The sequence below is a fragment of the Streptomyces sp. NTD91 genome (assembly GCF_059510455.1).
In genome coordinates, this window is the sequence record NZ_JCAJZW010000056.1 from 1 (window position 1) to 19,021 (window position 19,021).

The following is a 19,021-nucleotide window of genomic DNA, read 5'->3' on the forward strand; positions in this document are numbered from 1 at the left end:
CCGCCGCGGACCCCACCCTCCGGGCGGACGACGCCACTTTCGCAACACGCCCTAGCGCCCGCCGCACCGCGGCCGGTTCCGGGCCCCGCAACACCTGGCCGACCCGGTCGGGCCCGCTCGGGGGCCTCCCTCGCCCCGGGCGGGCCCTCAGCGTGTCACCCGGCACTGACCCCGGGTACGGACCAGAAGTTGATGCGCTCCCGTACGACGGGACAGCCCGCCTTGGTGAAGTGGGCGGCCATGGGGACGTTGGTCCGGTCGGTCGCGGCGGCGATGGAGTCGGCGCCCTGTGCGGCGAGGAAGTGCGTGCATTCGGCGAGCAGGTCGTAGGCGTAGCCGTGGCCGCGCTGTTCGGGCAGGACGCCGATGAAGCCGACGCAGGGACCGGACGGATTGCGCGCGGGGATGTGGATGCCGACGGTCTCCCCCTCGGCGGCGCGGGCGATCTGCCACCAGGCGCGCGGCGAGGGAAACCAGCGGAAGACGTCGAGTTCCTCCTGCGCGGCCAGGTCCGCTCCGCCCTGCTCGATCGCACGGCGGGCATGGGCGTCGAGGGTGACGGAGTGGATCCGGCGCAGCAGGTCGAAGAACACGGTGTCGTCCGGCTCGGCGGCGTAGAGCAGGCGACCGGGCCGCTCGGGCAGGGCCAGGTCAGGGGTCCAGCGGTACAGGAAGCGCTCCACCAGCGGGGCGTAGCCGGCGGCGCGTGCGGCGGCGGTCCGGATCTCCACGGCGGCCCGCTGCCCGGAGTCCGTGCGCCAGCCGGAGGGCGGGTCGAGTTCGAGTTCGTCGGTCTGCCAGGGCGCCGTGCGCAGGAGCTCGGCCCCGGCCTCCTCCTCGCCCTCGGCCACGTCGAACCAGTTGATCACGAGCGGCTCGGAATCCTCGGGTCCGCCCCACCAGGCGGCCCGGGCCACGGTGCGGCCGTCGCGCACGGCGATGCGGCGCCAGTCGGGACGGTAGCGGGTGCTGCGGTGCCGGTCGCGGAACCCCAGCGGGTCGGGCATGGTGTCGAACAGGTGCGCGCTGCTCTCGTCGAGCGTGCGGACGACCAGGGTGGTCATGGATGCCTCCGGGATGCGTGCCGCGCTACGGCGGCGGGGACGCGCTCCCGGTCAGGCGTGGCACACCCGGGTGACGGGGAGGGGGGAGCGCGGGATGACTGTGGCCATGACGCTCGCCTCCTTCCGTCCGTCTCGGGCGTGCCGCGTCACGCTATGCGGGTCGCGCACGGAAGGTCCACAGCTTTCCGTCGCCGGCCCGCCCCGCCCGTGCGCGGCGGCGCCCGGCGTCTCCCGCGCCCTCACCGGGCCCGCCGACCAGGCGAGAGGTACAGGTGCGCAGGGCGGCGTAGCTTGGGGGTGTGAGATCGGTGCGCGGCGGGTCGTCGCATCGGGACCGGGAGAATCGCGGTTGGCTGCGGGGCGCACCGCCGCCGTGGTGGGTGCGGGTGCTGCCCGTGCTGCTGCTCGTGGCCGTCACCGTGGCCACCCTGAGCACGCCGCACGCCCGGGACTCCGGCTTTCTGCTCGGGGCGATCCCGCCGCTGGCGGTCCTGTCGTACGGCCCGCTGGCGACCGGGGTCCTCGGTCTCGGGGTGGTCGCGGTGCTGAACGTCCCCGCCACCCACCTCAACCGGCCCGGCAACACCGATCTGCTCACCATCGTCTTCGTGGCGGCCCTGAGTGTGTTCGTGTCGTATGTGCGCAGCCGCCGGGACGCCCAGCTGGACACGGAGCGGGCGATCGGCGAGGCGGTGCAGCGGGCCGTGATGCCGCCGCTGCCGGAGCGGGTCGGCGGCGTGCGGTGCGCGGGTTTCTACCGGGCCGCGCAGGACGGGACGCTGGTGGGCGGGGACTTCTTCGACGTGCGGGACGGACCGTGCGGGGTGCGCGCGGTCATGGGCGATGTGCAGGGCCACGGGCTGGCGGCGGTCGCGACGGTGGTGTCGCTGCTGGGCGCGTTCCGCGAGGCGGTGCTGGACCAGCCGGACCTCGAGTCGGTGGCCGCGCGGATGGACCGCAGGCTGGCGCTGGACTCGGCGGGCGTACGGCACGCGGAACTGTTCGCCACCGGGGTGCTGCTGGAGTTCTCCCCCGACGGACGCGCGGTGCGGGTGGTGGCCTGCGGTCATCCGCCACCCGTGCTGCTGCACGGGCCGCACGCCCTGGAGGTGGCGGTCGCACCGGGACCCCCTCTGGGTCTCGGGCTGATCGGCGCCGACCCGCCGAAGGCCGTCACGGTCCCGCTCGGGCCGGACGACCGGCTCTTCCTGGCTTCCGACGGGGTGTGGGAGGCACGGGACGCCGACGACGTCTTCTACCCGCTGCCCGTGCGGCTGACCACCCTGGCCGGCACCGCGTCCGCCGAGCTGCCCCGATCGGTGTGGACGGATCTGGTACGGCTGCGCTACGAAGTCCGGGACGACGTCAGCATGCTGGTGCTGGCGCCCCGGCAGCAGGCCTGCTGACCGCCGCGCCGGTCAGCCCACGTCCCACAGGAAGCGGTGGGTGTGGATGGCGAAGTACGGGAAGGACCGGATCTCGCGGACGCCTTCGAGCGGCCGTACCTCGTCGTTGACGAAGTCCAGCAGAGCCTTCGGGCCGGCCGCGACCACCTCGGCGAACAGGTCGAACCCGCCGGAGGTCAGCACCGAGTAGACGACCTCGGGGCGTTCGGCGAGGGCGTCGGCGACGGTCCGGGGGTCGCCGACGACGCCGATGCCGAGCAGGGCCATGGCCTGTCCGCCCATGGCCATCGGGTCGGTGACACCGACCACCTGGACGGCCTTGGAGTCCAGCAGGCGCTGCAGCCGCTGTCTGGCCGCCGAGGCGGACAGGCCCACCTTCGGTCCGAGGTCGGCGTAGGCGATACGGCCGTCGGTCTGCAGCTCGCGCAGGATGGCCCGGTCGATCTCGTCCATGTCGTCGCTCCCCTGCTCAGCGGGCGAGTTCGGCGAGCGCGGCGGCGAAGACCTCGGTGTGGGTGTCGACGTCCTGCTCGGTGGTGTCGGGACACACGAGCGCCATGTTGTGGAAGGGGGTCAGCAGGATGCCGCGGTTGGCGAGGTAGAGGTGCAGGAAGTCCTCCAGCTCCGGGTCGGAGGCGGCCGCGGACTCGGTGCCGGTGCGCGGCGCCGGGCTGGTGAAACGGTACTCGGTGCGGGCGCCGAGCCGGCTCACGGACCAGGGCAGCCGGTGCCCCTCGATGCCCGCGCGGACGCCGGCCTCGAAGCGCTCGGAGAGCTTGGACATCCGGCCGAACACCTCGTCGGTGAGCACGAGTTCGAGGGTGGCCCGCACGGCGGCGACCGAGAGCGCGTTGCCGGCGAGGGTGCCGCCGACGCCGCCCATGTCGACGAGGTCCAGGTCGGGGCGGGCCAGCAGCCGGTCGGCGAGTTCGGCGGACAGCCCGTAGGCGCCGGCCGGGATGCCCCCGCCGATGGCCTTGCCGATGGTCAGCAGGTCGGGTTCCAGGTCCCAGGCTGCCGTGCAGCCGCCCGGTCCGGCGGAGAGGGTGTGGGTCTCGTCGTTGATGAGCAGGCAGCCGTACCGGCGGGTCAGCTCGCGGACCCCGGCGAGATAGCCGGGGCCCGGCAGGACGATGCCGATGTTGGTGAGGGCGGGCTCCATCAGGACGGCGGCGACGTCGCCGTGGGCCAGTTCGCGCTCCAGGCCGGCGAGATCGTTGAACTCCGCCACACGGCTGGTCAGCGTCACGTCGCAGGGGGCGCCGACGTTGCCGGGGCGGGCGGTGCCCGTGCCGTCCGGGCCGACGACGATCAGCGACTCGTCGACGCTGCCGTGGTAGCAGTAGCTGTTCACCAGGATCTTCGGGCGCCCGGTGACGGCGCGGGCGAGCCGGATCGCCCAGCGGTTGGCGTCGGTCGCGGTCAGCGAGAAGCTCCAGCGGGCCAGGCCGAACCGGCGGGTCAGCTCGGCACCGACCCACTCGGCGTCCTCGGTGGGGAGCATCGCCGTGGCGCCGCCCAGCTCGGCGAACCGCCTCTGCACGGCCTCCGTCACCGGGGCGGGCGAGTGACCGGCCATCGCGCCGGTGTCGCCCAGGCAGAAGTCGATGTACTCGTGCCCGTCCACGTCGGTGACCCGGGCGCCGCGCGCACCGGCCAGATAACGGGGGAAGGCACCGGCCGTCTTGTTCATCCATGTCATCGGCACCCGCCCGAAGAGGTGGCCGGCCCCCGCATAGGCCGCGCGCGAGCGCGGGTTACGGCGCTCGGCCTCGGCGTGCTCGCGGGCCAGGAGGGTGTGCAGACGCGTGCGGTCCATGGAGTACCTCACTGGAGATGGTGACGGATATCGTGACTTTACGATCGAAACAGCGGCTTCATCAAGAGATTGTGCATGATTCGATCGTTGCAACAATCGATTCGAGCGCATGGCGGTGGCACGACCGTCGGGAGGGTGCCTCATCACCGCTCCCCCAACTGGCGAACCCACGACCGGAGTTCGAACATCCCGACCGAAACGCCAGGGTCCGCCACCCCTTCCGCCATGTAGAAATATCTACGAGCATGCATATGCCGAGGGCAGGCGGACGAGGACACCCGGAGCGGCGCATGGCGAACACGATGTGGATGCGGGGCGTGGAGTGGCTGGCCGCCGCGGCGGCGAACCCGCGCTCCTGCAAGTGGGGATGGGACCACGGCGAGGGCATCGCCCTGCTGGAGGCGGGCCGCTTCTGGGACGTGCTGAGCGTCCCGGAGCGGCTGGGGCTGCTCACCCTCGACCTGCTGTGGCGGCCCGACATGCCCGTGCCGGGGCCGACGCTGGTCGACACGGCCGCGGGCCGGGTCGGGTTCTTCCTGCCGCCGGACCCCTACGGAGGCTGGGTGGGTGCAGGTCTGCGCTACGCGACCAAGGGCGCCTGGGTCGCCGTACCCCCGCCGTACCGACCGACGCGGTCCCTGGAGTGGCTCGTGCCGCCGGACGGCACCGGCGCGCTCCACTCCCCCGGCACACTGGAGGATGCGCTGCGGGAGGCCAACGGCACCCTCGCCGTCCTCGCCCCACTGTGCGGGCAGTGACGGCTCAGTCGTGGTCGGGCGCGTGACGCGCGTCCCGGGCGGGGCCGGTGAGGACGACGGCGAGGGCGTCGGGCTCCGCCGGGACGGTCCGTCCCTGCGCCCGCCATTCGGCCACCAGCCGGGCGTAGATCGGTTCCCGGGCCCGGTCCGCCTGCGCCGGCCGGCGCAGGCGGCGCATGCGGTCCAGGCGTTCGATCCGGTCCAGCCAGTCCAAGCGGTTCGCCGGGTCCAAGCGCTTCATGCCGGGGCAACGCCCGTGCGCCGCCACCGGTACGCCCCCGGCACATGGCTCACCGAGTCGGGTGAGGCCATCGCCCGAACGAGACGTTCCACTCGTCGGACAAGCATCCCGCGGGCCGTTCGGGCCGGGTGCCCGGGTGGCCGTCCCTCCGACGGGCGCGGCGGTGTGCGCGCTTCTATGCTGAGGAGGTCCGGTCTCCGGCGTCGGGCTCGTCGCATGGCTCGGCTCTCACGTGCTTGGGGTCAGCCGATGTCGTCCATCTCCGCACGCGTGGTGAGGCGGGCCGCGGTCGCCGTCACGGCGGGGGCGCTGCTGGCAGCGCCCGCCGGATCCGCCCGGTCCGCACCGGCCTCGGCGCCGGCGGCCCTCGCCGCCGGCTCGCCCGGCCCGGGTCCCTCCGAAGCGGGCGTCCGTGCCCTCACCCCCGGCGTGGCGCGCCGACTCGACGCCGCTGTGCAGAAGGTGATGCGCGAGGCGGACATCCCCGGCGTGAGTGTCGGCATCTGGACGCCCCGGCAGCCGGACTACGTCCGCTCCTTCGGGGTCGCCGACAAGAGCACCGGCCGGAGGATGACGCCGGACCTGTACATGCGCATAGGCAGCGAGACCAAGACGTTCACCGTGACCGCGCTGCTGCAACTGGCGGACCTCGGGAAGGTCGGTCTGGACGACCCGATCGACAGGTACGTCGACGGCGTGCCCGACGGCAGCCGGATCACACTGCGTCAGCTCGCCCAGATGCGCAGCGGCTTGTTCAACTACTCCGAGGACCCGGGCTTCCACAAGGCCCTGACCTCGAACCCCCTACGGCCCTTCACTCCACGGCAGTTGCTCGCGTACTCCTTCAGGCATCCGGTGCTGTTCCGGCCGGGACAGGAGTTCTCCTACTGCAACACCAACCTGATCCTGCTCGGCCTGGTGGTGGAGAAGGAGAGCGGGCAGCGCCTCGGGGACTACATCGAGCAGCACATCCTGGCTCCGGCCGGTATGACGCACACACTCTTCCCCACCGGCAGCGCGTTCCCCGCCCCGCACGCGCAGGGATACACCAGGCAGACGGCGAACGGCGCGGAGGCCGACGCGGCCGGCTGGAACCCCTCCTGGGGCTGGGCGGCCGGCGCGATGATCTCCGATCTGCGGGACATGCGCACATGGGCGCGCACGGTCGCCACGGGGCAGTTCCCGGACGGCAGGCGGATGGTCAGCGCCGCCGCCCAGAAGCAGCGGCTGATCACCCCGCGGACCGACTCGATCAGGGGCGCCGGATACGGCATGGGCATCTTCGACGTCCATGGATGGATCGGCCACAACGGCTCTCTGCCAGGCTATGAGTCGCTGACCGTCCACCTGCCCGAGACAGGGACGACACTCGTCGTGCTGCTCGACTCGGACACGGGCTACCGCTCCCGGGAGCCCAGTACCCTCCTGGGCGGGGCGATCACGAAGATCGTCTCCCCGGCCCACGTGTACGACCTGCCGCTCACGCGGGCCGGGTGAGGCGCGGGGCCCCGACCGGTCCCCCGCTCCGGTCGTGCCCCGCGGAATGCAGAAACTACGTCCGCCACCGGACTCGGGCCAGTGCACCGGTGCCCTGCACCGCCCGCCCGGCACTCACCGGTGCACAGACGCGTCCGGTTGGTCCGGGTTCGCCGCGCGGCGGCCGGATCAGAACGCCGTGCCGAGGTCGGGCAGGGGCAGCTCACCGGTGGCCAGGTGGGCGAGGACGACCTCGTACAGGTCGGTTCCGCCGGCCGTCAGCCGGCGTTCCAGGACGGCCTCGGCGGCCCGGACGTGCTCGCGCACGGTCTGGGCGTGTACGCCGAGCGCCTCGGCGGCACGTTCCGCGTGCGCGTCGGCGCCGGTCCATACACGCAGGGTGCGGCGCAGGTCCCGGCCGTCCTCGTCGAGCCGGCCGAGCAGACCCTCTGCCCAGGAGCGGAGCGCGCTCGTCCCGAGCAGCTCGATGAGCCGGGTCCGGGCCGGCCGCTCGGGTGCGCCGAACGAGGGGCCGTACGGCCCGTGGAGGGCTTCGGTGTTCAGGGCGGCGTGGGCGACGGCGCGGACGGCCAGCCGGGAGAGGTCGGCGCGGAGCAGCGCGGCGACGCGGTCCATCCGGGCGCGCACCGTGTTGCGGCTGACGCCGAGCACCTTGGCTGCGTTCACGGCGGTGAACTCCAGGCCCAGCCGGGTGGTGGCGAGCAGTTCGGCGCGCACGTGGTGCGGGAGGGTGTCGAGGGGACGTAGCACGGCGGCGGCCCACGCCCGCAGCCCCGCCGGGTCCATGAGCTGGGCGGGCCGGGTGCGGGAGGCGTAGACCGCGGACCGCTCGGGGTGGAACCGGGCCACGGCGAGGGCGGTGACGGCCTGCCCGTAGGCGGTGGCGGTCAGTGCGAGCCGCTGCCGGGGGCTGCCGCCCAGGTAGGTGCCGGGCCGGCCGGCGACGATGTCGCGCAGTCGCTCCCCGACCTCGGCCGACGGGCCGACGACGATGACGTGTTCGTCCACGGCGGGACAGCGCACGACCAGCGCCCGGCCGTCGGTGGCGCCGACGCACGCCTCGGCGAGCCTGTCGCGCTCGGTGGCGGCGCCCTCAAGGACGTAGACGCGGGCGGTGTCCTCCTCCAGCAGGCCCGGCCACAGCCCGGCGGCGACCCGGCGGGCGGAGACGGTGTCCTCGACCATGAGCAGTTGCAGGATCGCCAGCCGCAGATCGGCGGTGGCCTGCCGCAGCCGTCGCCCCGACTCCGCCAGCTCCCGTTCCCTCAGCAGGAGTTCCAGGACGACGACGGTGTGGTTGAGGATCTCGGCGGTGTGCCGGTCGAAGGGCTCGGGGCGGGCGACGGCGAGGACGGCCACCGCCTCCTGGCCGGGCCCCTGATGCCGTATCCCGACCAGGCGCACCTGTCGTACCCCGTCGTCGAGGGCCGCTGCCGAGACTCGGCCGGCGGCGACGTCGGCCAGCACGCCGGAGTCGAGCGGCAGCGGCTCTCCGGCGAGCAGGTCGCCCCGAATGTCCTGGAGGCACACCGATGCGTCGACGGTCCGGGCGAGCCAGTCGACGAGCCGGCCGAGATCGCGTCCGGCGGGCCGCAGTCGGTCCAGCAACTCCTGCGCCCAGGCGCTGTCGCCGGCGTACGGCTGCTGGAACGCCGGGCCCTCGTCCGGTCGGCCGGCCACGTGCCCCTCTCCCTGTCTCCCTGATGACCTGCGCTTACGCATGCGCACGTTACCCGACGCACCGCGCCTTGCGCGCCGGACGCGGCTCCGCCGGCGGCCCGGGGGGGGTGGGCGGCCGGCGGAGACTTCGCGTCCGGGGCGGGGGGATGCCCAGGACGGTTCTCCGCTCGCATGCCCCGGAATCGGGGAAGTACACCACGAAACCATCGGGCGGTGAATGGGCCCGGTGACGTGGTGCTGTGGCGGTGGTGCCGCCGCGGTCGTGGTGCCCATGGCGCGTGCGGGGCGCGTGGGGCGTGCTGTACGGCATAAGCTCGGTGAATGGCGAAGTACTTCGACGTGCACCCCGAGAACCCGCAGCCGCGCAGCATCGCCCAGATCGCCGACGCCGTGCGCTCGGAGGCACTCATCGCATACCCGACCGACTCCTGTTACGCGCTGGGCTGCCGGCTGGGCAGCCGGGACGGCATGGACCGGATCCGGTCCATCCGGCATCTGGACGACCGGCACCACTTCACCCTCATGTGCCGGGACTTCGCCCAGCTCGGCCAGTTCGTGCAGGTGGACAAGGACGTGTTCCGGGCCGTGAAGGCGTCCACGCCCGGCAGCTACACCTTCATCCTGCCGGCCACCCGCGAGGTGCCGCGCAAGCTGCTGCACCCGAAGAAGAAGACCGTGGGCGTGCGCATCCCGGACCACGTGGTCACCCAGGCGCTGCTGGCGGAGCTGGGCGAGCCGCTGCTGTCCAGCACCCTCCTGCTGCCGGACGAGGAGGAGCCGCTGACGCAGGGCTGGGAGATCAAGGACCGGCTCGACCACGTGGTGGACGCGGTGGTCGACTCCGGCGACTGCGGCACCGAGCCGACGACGGTCGTGGACTTCTCCAGCGGCGAGGCGGAGATCGTCCGGCGGGGCGCCGGGGACACCAGCCGGTTCGAGTGAACCCGCCTCCCTGATGCGGGCTTGCGGATCTTGCGTGACAGCATGGTCGTAGCCGTGGCGATGGTCCTGCTGCCGTGGCGTCGAGGGCCGTCGCCGCCCACCCCGTGTCCCTTCAGGGAGGCCTGCCCACCATGACCGATGTCCAGGGAACCGATCTCGACATCACCACCGAGGACGGTGTCGCCGACGCCTACCTCGTCCATCCGGCCGACGGCCGCCCCCGTCCGGGCGTGCTGTTCTACCAGGACGCCTACGGTCTGCGGCCGCACCTGAGGTCGATGGCCGACCGGCTGGCCGCCGCCGGCTACACCGTGCTGGTGCCCAATGTCTTCTACCGTCTCGACCGGACCCCGGTCGTCGACCTGCCCGAGTTCATCGACCCGGGCGCCGACCCGACCATCTGGAGGCGGCTCGGCCCGGTCGTGTCCTCGCTGACGCCGGACCTGGTGAAGCGGGACGCGGGCGCCTATCTGCGCCGGCTGGCCGACTGCCCGCTGGTCGCCGACGGACCCGTCGCGCTCACCGGTTACTGCATGGGAGCCCGCCTCGCCCTGTGGACGGCGGCGGCGCATCCGGACCGGGTCGCGGCGGCGGCCGGGTTCCACGGCGGGGGGCTCGCCACCGACGATCCGGGCAGCCCCCACCTCGGCGTCCCGCACATCACCGCCGAGCTGTACTTCGGGCACGCCGACAACGACCGGTCGCTGCCGCCGGAGCAGATCGAACGCTTCGAGAAGGCTCTGACGGCGGCCGGGGTCCGGCACACCTGCGAGGTGTACCCGGGCGCCCACCACGGCTACACCCAGGCCGACACGCCGGCGTACGACCGCGCGGCCGACGAGCGGCACTGGGCGGCACTGCTCGGCCTGCTCGAACGCACCTTCTGACAGAGGACCCCGAGCCGGCCGGCACCGGCGCACGGCGCCCGCCGCACGAGGGCGCCGTGCGGGGTCACCCGTTCCCGTTCATCTCATTGACATGTTCGCGTCTCAGTAAGAGCCTGAGAGCGCTCTCAGACAGGTGCGGACCATGTCCGTACGACCCCGACCCCACACGGAGGTAGGAGAGTGCCTCACGCACGCTCACGCCCGGTGCCGGCCATGGCGGCGGCCTCGGCCCTGGTCGGCGGAGTGCTCGTCCTGAGCGCCCCGCACCCCGTCGACGCCGCGGTACCGGACACCATCCCACTGAAGATCACCAACAACTCCGGCCGCACCGAACCGGTCTACGTGTACGACCTCGGCACCCAGCTGTCCTCGGGACAGCAGGGCTGGGCCGACGCGAACGGAACCTTCCACGCCTGGCCGGCGGGCAGCAACCCACCGACGCCCGCTCCGGACGCGGCGATCAGCGGACCGGCTCCGGGGCAGTCCACGACGATCCGGATCCCGAAGTTCTCCGGCCGCATCTACTTCTCCTACGGCCAGAAGCTCGACTTCCGGCTGACCACCGGGGGCCTGGTGCAGCCGGCCGTGCAGAACCCCTCCGACCCCAACCGGAACATCCTGTTCAACTGGTCCGAGTACACCCTCGACGGCTCGGGGCTGTGGCTCAACAGCACCCAGGTGGACATGTTCTCCGCGCCGTACGCGGTCGGTGTGCAGCGCTCCGACGGCAGCGTGAGCACCACGGGGCATCTGAGGTCCGGCGGCTACAGCGGCTTCTTCGACGCGCTGCGCGGTCAGTCGGGCGGGTGGTCCGGGTTGATACAGACCCGCCGGGACGGCACGGTGCTGCGCGCCCTCTCGCCGCTGTACGGCGTGGAGACCGGAGCCCTGCCCGCGAACGCGCTGGACGACTACATCAACCGGGTCTGGCAGAAGTACACGACGTCGACGCTGACGGTCACGCCGTTCACCGACCAGCCGAACACCAAGTACTACGGCCGGGTCTCGGGAGACGTCATGAACTTCACCGATGCCGCGGGCGCCGTCGTCACCAGTTTCCAGAAGCCCGACGCGGACAGCGTCTTCGGCTGCCACAAACTGCTCGACGCGCCCAACGACGACGTGCGGGGCCCGATCTCGCGCACCCTGTGCGCCGGGTTCGACCGTTCCACGCTGCTGACCGACGCCGACCAGCCGGACACGACGCCGGCCGACTTCTACCAGGACCCGGTGACCAACCAGTACGCGCGCGATGTCCATGCGCAGATGGCCGACGGCAAGGCCTACGCGTTCGCCTTCGACGATGTCGGCGACCAGGAGTCGCTGGTCCACGACGGCAGTCCGCAGCAGGCGTATCTGACTCTGGATCCGCTGAGCTGACATCCCGCGGCCCCGCACCTCCCGGGTGCGGGGCCGCGGAACGGGGGTCGCTCAGCCGGTCGTCAGGGCGGTGTCGTCCACGACGAAGCTGGTCTGCAGCGAGGAGTCCTCCACGCCGTTGAACTTCAGGGTGACCGTCTGGCCCGCCAGCGAGGACAGGTCGAAGGTCTTCTGCGCGTAACCCGAGTTGGCGCTCAGGTTCGAGTACGTCGCCAGCGTGGTCGAACCGGCGGTGACCGTCAGCTTGTCGTACGCGGTGCTGGACGTGGTCTCCGCGGTGTCGATGTGCAGGTAGAAGGTGAGCGTGGCCTTGCAGCCGGCCGGGATCGTCACCGACTGCGACAGCGTGTCGGTGTGGCTGGTGCCGTAGCCGTCGAGCCAGGCCTTGTACGAGCCGCTGTGGGCCGCCTCACCGGTGTCGTTGGTGATGACGCCGCTGGTCGCGCTCCAGCCGGTGCTGCCGGACTCGAAGCCGGGGTTGGCCAGCAGCTGGGTCGAGGTGCAACCACCGCCGCCGCCACTGGGGTTGACGGTCCACGTGAAGGTCGCGGTGCCGGTGGCTCCGGTGGAGTCGGTGACCTTCACCGTGGTGTTGGAGGTGCCCGCCGTGGTGGGCGTGCCGGTGATCAGGCCGGTCGAGCCGTTGATCGACAGGCCCGCCGGCAGCCCGGAGGCACTGTAGGACAGGGCCCCGCTGTTGGTGCTGCTCGCCTTGACCTGCAGGCTCACGGCGGTGCCGACGGTCGAGGTCTGGCTGCCCGGGTTGGTGACCGTCACCCCGCTGCTCGGCGGCGTGATGTGGCTGCCGACGTTGATACCGGCGAAGGCGTTGCCGACTCCGGCGTACTGCGTGGAGTTGGTGCCGTACAGGGCGGCCGCCGCGTTCAGGGCGGCGGTGCGGGCGCTCGCGTAGTCGGTGCTCGACGTCATGTACGTCGTCAGCGCCTTGTACCAGATCTGCAGCGCTGCGGCGCGGCCGATGCCGGTGACGGCGACGCCGTCGGAGGTCGGGCTGTTGTAGGTCACGCCGTTGATGACCTTGGTGCCGCTGCCCTCGGACAGCAGATAGAACATGTGGTTGGCCGGGCCCGAGGAGTAGTGCACGTCGAGGTTTCCGACCCCGGAGTACCAGCTGTCCGCCGAGGAGCCGTCCTTGCTGGGCTTGTCCATGTAGCGCAGCGGGGTGCCGTCGCCGTTGATGTCGATCTTCTCGCCGATGAGGTAGTCACCGGGGTCGGAGCTGTTGTCGGCGTAGAACTCCACGCCGGTGCCGAAGATGTCGCTGGTGGCCTCGTTCAGGCCGCCGGACTCCCCGCTGTAGTTCAGGCCCGCGGTGTTGGAGGTGACGCCGTGGCTCATCTCGTGTCCGGCGACGTCCAGCGAGGTCAGCGGGTCGTTGTTGCCGGAGCCGTCGCCGTAGGTCATGCAGAAGCAGCTGTCGTCCCAGAAGGCGTTCACGTACGAGTTGCCGTAGTGGACGCGGGAGTAGGCGCCGACGCCGTCGTTGCGGATGCCGCTGCGGCCGAAGGTGTTCTTGTAGAAGTCCCAGGTCTCCTGCGCGCCGTAGGCGGCGTCCGCGCCCGCGGTGGTGGCGTCGGAGTTGGTGCCGTCGCCCCAGGTGTCGCTGCTCTGGGAGAAGAGCGTTCCGGTGCCGCTCGTGCCGTGGTTGAGGTTGTACGTCTTGTGGCCGCCGCGCGTGCCGTCGGTCAGCGTGTACGTCGAGCCCGACTGGGTCGTCGTCAGCGACACCTGCCCGCTGTAGTGCGTGTTGCCCACACCGGTCTCGATCGCCTGGTACCGGTACAGCTCCTTGCCGGTGGTGGCGTCGGTGATGACGTGCAGTCTGCTGGGCGTGCCGTCGTCCTGGAACCCACCGATCACCGTCTCCCAGGCGAGCTTCGGGGTACCGGTGCCGGCCCAGATCACCTTGCGTGCGCTGTCGGCGGCGGGCTTCTTGGCGAGGGCCCTGGCGGCCTTCAGGGCCTTTGACTCGGCGGCCGACCTGGTGACGGTCGCGGCGGTCGAAGCGACCTGGATCTTGTGCTTGTTGTTGTAGGTGGTGCTCACGGTACCCGCGGCCAGCGAGGCGGGCGGGGTGTGCACGATGAGGTCGCCGCCGAGGACGGGCAGGCCCGCGTAGGTGCGCTCGTAACGGGTGTGCAGGGTCCCGTCGTTGTCCTTGACGACATCCTTGACGACCAGTTTCTCCTTGGCGCCGAGCCCGAGGGTGCGGGCGGTCGCGCCGGTGTTCTGCTGGGCGCTCTTCATCAGGGCCTGGTGCTGGGCCGGGCTGAGCTTCGCCTCCAGGCCGCCGGTGCGCAGCGGGCTGGGGTGGGGAGCGGCGGGCTTGGCGACGGCCGGGGCTGCCTGCATGCCGATGGCGAGAAACGCCGCGGTGGAGACCAGGGCGGCTCCGACCGTGGCACGCTTGTGGGGAAGGCGTCTGTGGGGTCTCACTCGTACTCCTCCTGCTACGGCCGCCGGGTCGCGGCCGGTGACAGACGGGCAGACGGGTCTGCTGCCCGGGCGAGCTGAGCTGTGCGGGGTCCGTGATCCGTGGCCACACCGGGGATGTGCGGTGCGTGGGAAGGATCGCAGGATTGTCCCGAACATGTCAGTGATGCGGAGGTCATTCGAGGGTTTTCCCTATGCCGGTGGTCTTCCCTGTGCCGCTGATCGCGCGCCTCGAGCGCACCCGTGGCTGTCTCCAGCCGGGGGACGTGAGCGCCGCGTCGCGTCATTGGCGCGACTACGTCCGCCTGCCCCAGAGCCGGGCTGTGGCAGGACTACGAGTGGGGCAATCCGTCCTGGTACTGCCGCGACGAAGACCCCTTCGAAACCCGCGCACTGCTCGACACCGTCATGCGGGCCCTGTCACCCCGCAGCGCCCGCGAACTGCGGTGGATCGTCGCCCGTCTCGACGCCGTCCGGAACGGGCCGTCGCCGCCGTACGACCCGGGCGGAGGCTGAGGGGGCGAGTCGTGCCCGTCGCCCGGTACGGGCCCCTTCGGGCGGCGCACCGCACGCGAAGCCGACTTCCTCCGAAGCGCCGGGACCCCGCCAACCGTCGTCCACCGGCGCGTTGTTACCGTGCACCGCGTGTCTGACTCCTCGCGCGATACCGCCCAGGGCGCCGGCTGGGGCTCGGCCGAGCCCGGTGCCTACAAGCAGCTGATGCCGGACCACGTCGAGAAGCTGTCGTGGCTGAACCCGCGGACCCTGTGGATCGCCCGCAACGGCGTGCTGGCGTCCTGGTTCGGCGATCCGACCGGCCGTACGCGCAGCCGCTGGGTGGCGCGCCGGGAAGCGGCCGGAGCGCCCGCCGACAAGGTGATCCGGCGCAAGGTCGACGACCGGTTCTCCTTCATGGTCCTCGGCGACACCGGGGAGGGGGACGCCTCGCAATACGCCGTCGTGCCGGGCTTCCTGAAGGTGAGTCGGGGAACCGACTTCGCCGTGATCTCGAGCGACGTGATCTATCCGGTGGGCAGTATCGGCGACTACGGCACCAAGTTCTTCCGCCCCTACCAGGACTATCCGGCCCCGATCTATGCGATACCGGGCAACCACGACTGGTACGAGGACCTCGGCGCCTTCATGCGGGTCTTCTGCGCCGACGCCGGGCCGCTCGCGCCCGAGCCCCGGCCGCGCCCGCTCACCCGCGCCTGGTGGCGGTCCCTGCTCTGGCATCGGCCCCGGTCGGCCGACGAGCAACGGTTCGCCGCAGCGCGTAAGCTGCGGTCGGCGCCCGGCCAACAGGCCGTACAGCCGGGGCCCTACTGGGCGATGGACGCGGGGCCGGTGCGGATCGTCGGCATCGACACCGGGCTGCTCGGCACGATCGATGCCGAACAGGGCGCCTGGCTGCGCGAGGTCTCCCGAGGCCCCAGGCCGAAGATCCTGATCACAGGCTCACCCCTGTACGTCGACGGCGAGCACCATCCCTGCGCGATCGAGGGCGGCGGGACCGTGGACGACATCGTCCGCGACCCGGCGCATCACTATGTGGCCGCGATCGGCGGCGACATCCACAACTACCAGCGCTACCCGGTCGACGTGAACGGCCGCACCGTCCAGTACGTGGTCGCGGGCGGCGGCGGGGCGTTCATGCACGCCACCCACACCATCCCGCGCGTGTCCGTCGGGGGCGTCAGCGAGAAGGACTTCCGCTGCTACCCGCTGCGCGGCGACTCACTGGCCTTCTACAGCCGCCTGTACGGCCGCCGGCTGCGGCTGCGCCGCTTCTTCACCCTCACCGAGGCCGAGGCGACCGCGGTCGTCGCCGAACGCCTCGGCGTCGAGCCGGGCCGCAGGCCCGCACCCGACGCCCGGATCACCCGGCGCACCCGGCTGGTCGCGAGCCTGCTCGGCTCCGGTGGCCGCCCGGACCGCACGTCCCGGGTCCGGCTGCCCGTGCGCAAGGTCTACACCCAGCTGTTCTCGCCCGGCTCCGCCACCTACAGCCCGCCGTTCTTCAAGTCCTTTCTGCGGCTGGACGTCACCCCCGAGGAGGTCCGGCTGCGCTGCTTCGCCGCGACCGGCAACCGGGCGCAGGAGATCGATCCGCCGGTCGAGGACGAGATCGTCATCCCGCTGAAGTGATCACCCGGTTGTCACACTCGCCTGCCGGAATCGGAGACGGAACCGACCCATGACCGCTGAAGGAGCCCGCGCCGTCCACGCCCCGACCGCTGCACAAGCTGGGCACGCCGCGAAGCGTCTGCCCCGCACGTCCGCCCCGCAGGGGCCGGGCCGGTTGCTGTTCGCCCCGGACCTGGTCGGCGGCTCCGAGGAGTCGGCCGAACGGCTGCGCGCGCACGCCGCGTTCCGGGAGATGGACGAGGTGGCGTTCGCGCTGCCGTTCACCTTCGAGCACGAGGACTACGTGCAGATCCTCACGGACATGGCGACCAGGCTGGGGCCTGCACTGGGCCGGCGGCCGACGGGCTGAGCGCCGGCCGGGGCCCGTCGGAGCCGTCCGGCGAGCCGGCATCCGGTCTGCCACCGGCGCGTACCCCGGCCGCGGGCCCGGCGGGTGCCACCGGCGCGCACCCCGGCCGCCGCTCCGGCCCGTTTCACCAGCGGCCCGGCTCCGTACCCACCAACGCCTGCGACGCGCTGCCGTCCACCCTCACCGGCACAACGGGGTGACGCCGGCGCGGGTGCTGCTGCGCCGGCACGTGCAGCTGGGTGCGCTGCCCGTCCCGAAGTCGGCCGACCCCGGCCGGCAGCGCGCCAACCTGGACGTCTTCGGCTTCGAGCTGGACTCCGGCGAGCTGGCGGCGATCTCCCGTCACGCTCCCCGCCGACCGGGCGGCGACCCGGAGACGCACGAGGAGTTCTGAGCAGCCCTTCAGGCCTGCCGTCAGCCTCCCGCCTGCCCTTCGGGCGGACGCCGGGAGTCAGACGACAGGACCTGGCGCTCCTCGATCCTCCCCTGAGCGCCGCCGATCCGGTCGCCGTCGTCGGCGGGCACGCTGAGGCTGCCGAGGATGTCCAGCAGCTCGACGCTGCGGCTGCCCGGCTCGGCGTGGAAGACGACCAGGGTGAGACCGTCGGTGCCGTCCACGGACAGCTTGTGCGACTGCAGGTCGATGTCGCCGACCTGCGGATGGGTCAGCCGGCTCACCCGGCCGCGGCGGGGCCGTACCTCGTGCCGGGCCCACAGGGCGCGAAAGCGCTCGCTGCGCAGCGACAGCTCGCCGACCAGGTCGCGCAGCCGCGGGTCGTCCGCGTACGCCCCGGCCTCGGAGCGCAGCACGGCCACGCCCTCCTCGGTGAGGTCCTCCCAGTCCCGGCGCAGTTCGCGCTCGGCGGGGTCGAGGAAGACGGCCCGCAGGACGTTGACGCCGGGCCGGTAGTTCGGGGTGAGCGCGGTGGCCAGGGCGTTGGCGGCCAGGCAGTCGGCGTACCGGTTCTGCACGTAGGCCGGGTTGCGCGGCCAGCCGTCGATGAGCTGGAGCAGGCTCGCCGGGACCTCACGCGTGCGGCGCCCGGACCGCACACCGGGGGCGGGTCGGCCCCGGGCGAGGCCGCTGAGGTGGGCCGTGGCGCCGGCGTCGAGGAGCAGGACGCGGGCGATGGCCTCCAGGACCTGCGCGGACGGGTTGCGGTCGCGGCCCTGTTCCAGCCGCAGGTAGTAGTCGGAGCTGATGCCGGCGAGCATCGCGACCTCCTCGCGGCGCAGCCCCGGCACACGGCGCAGTCCGCCGCCGGGCAGTCCCACGTCCTCGGGCCGCACCAGCGCCCGGCGGGCCCGCAGGAATTCGCCGAGCGCGTTCGATCGGTCCATGCGGCAACCGTACGTCCGCGCGACCGGCGGTGACTGGCCCTGTCAGTCCCAGGATCGCCGGGGCACTGCAACGGCGGGAGCGCGGGGCGCAAGGTGGAGTGCGGGGCCGCCGGAGGACCGGTGGCCCGGACGTCTTCGAGTGCGAACTTCTGAGAGGTACGACATGACCGCACAGCTCGGCGGCACCGTCACCCCGGCCGGCGGCCTGACCCTGACCCGCGTCGGATACGGCGCGATGCAGCTGGCCGGACCCCATGTCTTCGGTCCGCCGAAGGACCGCGAGCGGGCCGTGGCGGTGCTCCGCGCGGTGGTGGAGGCGGGCATCACGCACATCGACACCGCCGATTTCTACGGTCCCGTGGTCGTCAACGAGCTGATCAGGCAGGCCCTGCACCCCTACCCCGACGACCTGCGGATCGTCACCAAGGTCGGTGCCCGCCGGGGAGCGGACGGCAGCTGGATCCTGTCCCGGCACCCCGAGGACCTGAAGGCTCAGGTGTACGACAACCTGCGGAACCTCGGTGTGGAGTCGCTGGACGTCGTCAACCTGCGAGTGGGCGATGTCGAGGCCCCTAACGACGAGCCGCTGGCCGAGCAGTTCGGCGCGCTGGCCGAACTGCGGGAGCGGGGGCTGATCCGGCATCTGGGACTGAGCACGGTGACCGCCGCGCAGCTCGACGAGGCCCTGGCGATCGCGCCGGTGGTGTGCGTGCAGAACCTGTACAACCTGGCCGACCGGCGGGACGACGTCCTCGTGGAGCGCACGGCGGCCGAGAACATCGCCTTCGTGCCGTACTTCCCGCTCGGCGGGTTCAGTCCCCTGCAGTCGGAGACGCTGGCGAAGGCGGCCGCCCGGCTGGATGCCTCGCCGCAGCAGGTGGCGCTGGCCTGGCTGCTGCGCCGGTCGCCGAACATCGTGCTCATCCCCGGCACCTCCTCGCCGGAGCACCTGCGGGAGAACATCGCCGCCGCGTCCCTGGCGCTGCCGGACGAGACGGTCGCCGAGCTGGACGGCATCGCGGGCTGAACGCCCCGGCGCGGGGTACCCGGGCGCC

15 protein-coding genes and 2 pseudogenes are annotated in these 19,021 nt (G+C 72.3%); 10 read left to right on the forward strand and 7 right to left on the reverse strand.

Annotated elements, in window-relative coordinates:
• Window positions 1–155 precede the first annotated feature (155 nt).
• Window positions 156–1,064 carry a GNAT family N-acetyltransferase gene (locus tag AC5WRT_RS34855; RefSeq protein WP_496097383.1) on the reverse strand — a complete coding sequence of 303 codons (909 nt, stop codon included), beginning with the start codon at window positions 1,062–1,064 and terminating at the stop codon, window positions 156–158.
• A 299-nt stretch (window positions 1,065–1,363) separates the two neighbouring features.
• Here AC5WRT_RS34855 and AC5WRT_RS34860 point away from each other — a divergent pair, with 299 nt between their 5' ends.
• Window positions 1,364–2,470 carry a PP2C family protein-serine/threonine phosphatase gene (locus tag AC5WRT_RS34860; RefSeq protein WP_496097384.1) on the forward strand — a complete coding sequence of 369 codons (1,107 nt, stop codon included), beginning with the start codon at window positions 1,364–1,366 and terminating at the stop codon, window positions 2,468–2,470.
• 12 nt (window positions 2,471–2,482) lie between these two features.
• Here the strand turns inward: AC5WRT_RS34860 and AC5WRT_RS34865 are convergent, their stop codons facing one another.
• Both AC5WRT_RS34865 and AC5WRT_RS34870 read right to left on the reverse strand, forming a co-directional pair.
• Complete coding sequence (locus AC5WRT_RS34865; RefSeq protein WP_496097385.1) at window positions 2,483–2,923, reverse strand: Lrp/AsnC family transcriptional regulator; 441 nt, start codon at window positions 2,921–2,923, stop codon at window positions 2,483–2,485.
• Window positions 2,924–2,939: 16 nt separating this feature from the next.
• Complete coding sequence (locus AC5WRT_RS34870; RefSeq protein WP_496100928.1) at window positions 2,940–4,289, reverse strand: transaminase; 1,350 nt, start codon at window positions 4,287–4,289, stop codon at window positions 2,940–2,942.
• Between the two features lie 290 nt (window positions 4,290–4,579).
• On the opposite strand from AC5WRT_RS34870, the gene AC5WRT_RS34875 reads away from it, so the two are divergent.
• On the forward strand, window positions 4,580–5,047 hold the full coding sequence (locus tag AC5WRT_RS34875; protein ID WP_496097387.1) for a hypothetical protein: 468 nt from the start codon (window positions 4,580–4,582) through the stop codon (window positions 5,045–5,047).
• A gap of 4 nt (window positions 5,048–5,051) precedes the next feature.
• Here the strand turns inward: AC5WRT_RS34875 and AC5WRT_RS34880 are convergent, their stop codons facing one another.
• Complete coding sequence (locus tag AC5WRT_RS34880) at window positions 5,052–5,288, reverse strand: hypothetical protein (protein ID WP_496100929.1); 237 nt, start codon at window positions 5,286–5,288, stop codon at window positions 5,052–5,054.
• A 249-nt stretch (window positions 5,289–5,537) separates the two neighbouring features.
• Here AC5WRT_RS34880 and AC5WRT_RS34885 point away from each other — a divergent pair, with 249 nt between their 5' ends.
• Entirely contained in the window at window positions 5,538–6,785 is a 1,248-nt protein-coding gene (locus AC5WRT_RS34885) for a serine hydrolase domain-containing protein (protein WP_496097389.1), read from the forward strand.
• A 168-nt stretch (window positions 6,786–6,953) separates the two neighbouring features.
• Here AC5WRT_RS34885 and AC5WRT_RS34890 read toward each other — a convergent pair whose 3' ends face one another.
• On the reverse strand, window positions 6,954–8,465 hold the full coding sequence (locus tag AC5WRT_RS34890) for a helix-turn-helix domain-containing protein (protein ID WP_496097390.1): 1,512 nt from the start codon (window positions 8,463–8,465) through the stop codon (window positions 6,954–6,956).
• Window positions 8,466–8,786: 321 nt separating this feature from the next.
• On the opposite strand from AC5WRT_RS34890, the gene AC5WRT_RS34895 reads away from it, so the two are divergent.
• The 3 genes from AC5WRT_RS34895 (at window position 8,787) to AC5WRT_RS34905 (ending at window position 11,674) form a co-directional block, all read left to right on the forward strand.
• Window positions 8,787–9,407 carry an L-threonylcarbamoyladenylate synthase gene (locus AC5WRT_RS34895; protein WP_496097391.1) on the forward strand — a complete coding sequence of 207 codons (621 nt, stop codon included), beginning with the start codon at window positions 8,787–8,789 and terminating at the stop codon, window positions 9,405–9,407.
• 131 nt (window positions 9,408–9,538) lie between these two features.
• Window positions 9,539–10,294 (forward strand): dienelactone hydrolase family protein, encoded by a 756-nt coding sequence (locus AC5WRT_RS34900; RefSeq protein ID WP_496100930.1) that lies wholly within the window; start codon window positions 9,539–9,541, stop codon window positions 10,292–10,294.
• A 213-nt stretch (window positions 10,295–10,507) separates the two neighbouring features.
• A complete protein-coding gene (locus AC5WRT_RS34905) occupies window positions 10,508–11,674 on the forward strand; it encodes a glycoside hydrolase family 64 protein (protein ID WP_496100931.1) in 1,167 nt (388 codons plus the stop codon).
• Window positions 11,675–11,725: 51 nt separating this feature from the next.
• On the opposite strand, the gene AC5WRT_RS34910 is transcribed toward AC5WRT_RS34905, so the two are convergent.
• Entirely contained in the window at window positions 11,726–14,131 is a 2,406-nt protein-coding gene (locus tag AC5WRT_RS34910) for a M4 family metallopeptidase (RefSeq protein WP_496100932.1), read from the reverse strand.
• A 642-nt stretch (window positions 14,132–14,773) separates the two neighbouring features.
• Between AC5WRT_RS34910 and AC5WRT_RS34915 the strand changes: the two genes are divergently transcribed.
• From AC5WRT_RS34915 to AC5WRT_RS34925, 3 genes and pseudogenes are all read left to right on the forward strand, one after another.
• Window positions 14,774–16,276 carry a metallophosphoesterase family protein gene (locus AC5WRT_RS34915; RefSeq protein WP_496100933.1) on the forward strand — a complete coding sequence of 501 codons (1,503 nt, stop codon included), beginning with the start codon at window positions 14,774–14,776 and terminating at the stop codon, window positions 16,274–16,276.
• A 103-nt stretch (window positions 16,277–16,379) separates the two neighbouring features.
• Window positions 16,380–16,625, forward strand: a pseudogene (locus AC5WRT_RS34920) (LLM class flavin-dependent oxidoreductase); the annotation flags it as partial.
• A gap of 190 nt (window positions 16,626–16,815) precedes the next feature.
• Window positions 16,816–17,019 (forward strand): annotated as a pseudogene (locus tag AC5WRT_RS34925) (aldo/keto reductase); the annotation flags it as partial.
• 20 nt (window positions 17,020–17,039) lie between these two features.
• Here the strand turns inward: AC5WRT_RS34925 and AC5WRT_RS34930 are convergent.
• Window positions 17,040–17,966, reverse strand: coding sequence for a helix-turn-helix domain-containing protein (locus AC5WRT_RS34930; protein ID WP_496097396.1), 927 nt, complete (start codon window positions 17,964–17,966; stop codon window positions 17,040–17,042).
• Window positions 17,967–18,129: 163 nt separating this feature from the next.
• Between AC5WRT_RS34930 and AC5WRT_RS34935 the strand changes: the two genes are divergently transcribed.
• Window positions 18,130–18,993 carry an oxidoreductase gene (locus AC5WRT_RS34935; protein ID WP_496100934.1) on the forward strand — a complete coding sequence of 288 codons (864 nt, stop codon included), beginning with the start codon at window positions 18,130–18,132 and terminating at the stop codon, window positions 18,991–18,993.
• Window positions 18,994–19,021: the final 28 nt, after the last annotated feature.

Coding starts and splice junctions, on each gene's coding strand:
- AC5WRT_RS34930 (WP_496097396.1), bottom strand. CDS start 17,966: ATGGACCGATCGAACGCGCTCGGCGAATTCCTGCGGGCCCGCCGGGCG.
- AC5WRT_RS34870 (WP_496100928.1), bottom strand. CDS start 4,289: ATGGACCGCACGCGTCTGCACACCCTCCTGGCCCGCGAGCACGCCGAG.
- AC5WRT_RS34875 (WP_496097387.1), top strand. CDS start 4,580: ATGGCGAACACGATGTGGATGCGGGGCGTGGAGTGGCTGGCCGCCGCG.
- AC5WRT_RS34880 (WP_496100929.1), bottom strand. CDS start 5,288: ATGAAGCGCTTGGACCCGGCGAACCGCTTGGACTGGCTGGACCGGATC.
- AC5WRT_RS34905 (WP_496100931.1), top strand. CDS start 10,508: ATGGCGGCGGCCTCGGCCCTGGTCGGCGGAGTGCTCGTCCTGAGCGCC.
- AC5WRT_RS34885 (WP_496097389.1), top strand. CDS start 5,538: ATGTCGTCCATCTCCGCACGCGTGGTGAGGCGGGCCGCGGTCGCCGTC.
- AC5WRT_RS34900 (WP_496100930.1), top strand. CDS start 9,539: ATGACCGATGTCCAGGGAACCGATCTCGACATCACCACCGAGGACGGT.
- AC5WRT_RS34865 (WP_496097385.1), bottom strand. CDS start 2,923: ATGGACGAGATCGACCGGGCCATCCTGCGCGAGCTGCAGACCGACGGC.
- AC5WRT_RS34935 (WP_496100934.1), top strand. CDS start 18,130: ATGACCGCACAGCTCGGCGGCACCGTCACCCCGGCCGGCGGCCTGACC.
- AC5WRT_RS34855 (WP_496097383.1), bottom strand. CDS start 1,064: ATGACCACCCTGGTCGTCCGCACGCTCGACGAGAGCAGCGCGCACCTG.
- AC5WRT_RS34895 (WP_496097391.1), top strand. CDS start 8,787: ATGGCGAAGTACTTCGACGTGCACCCCGAGAACCCGCAGCCGCGCAGC.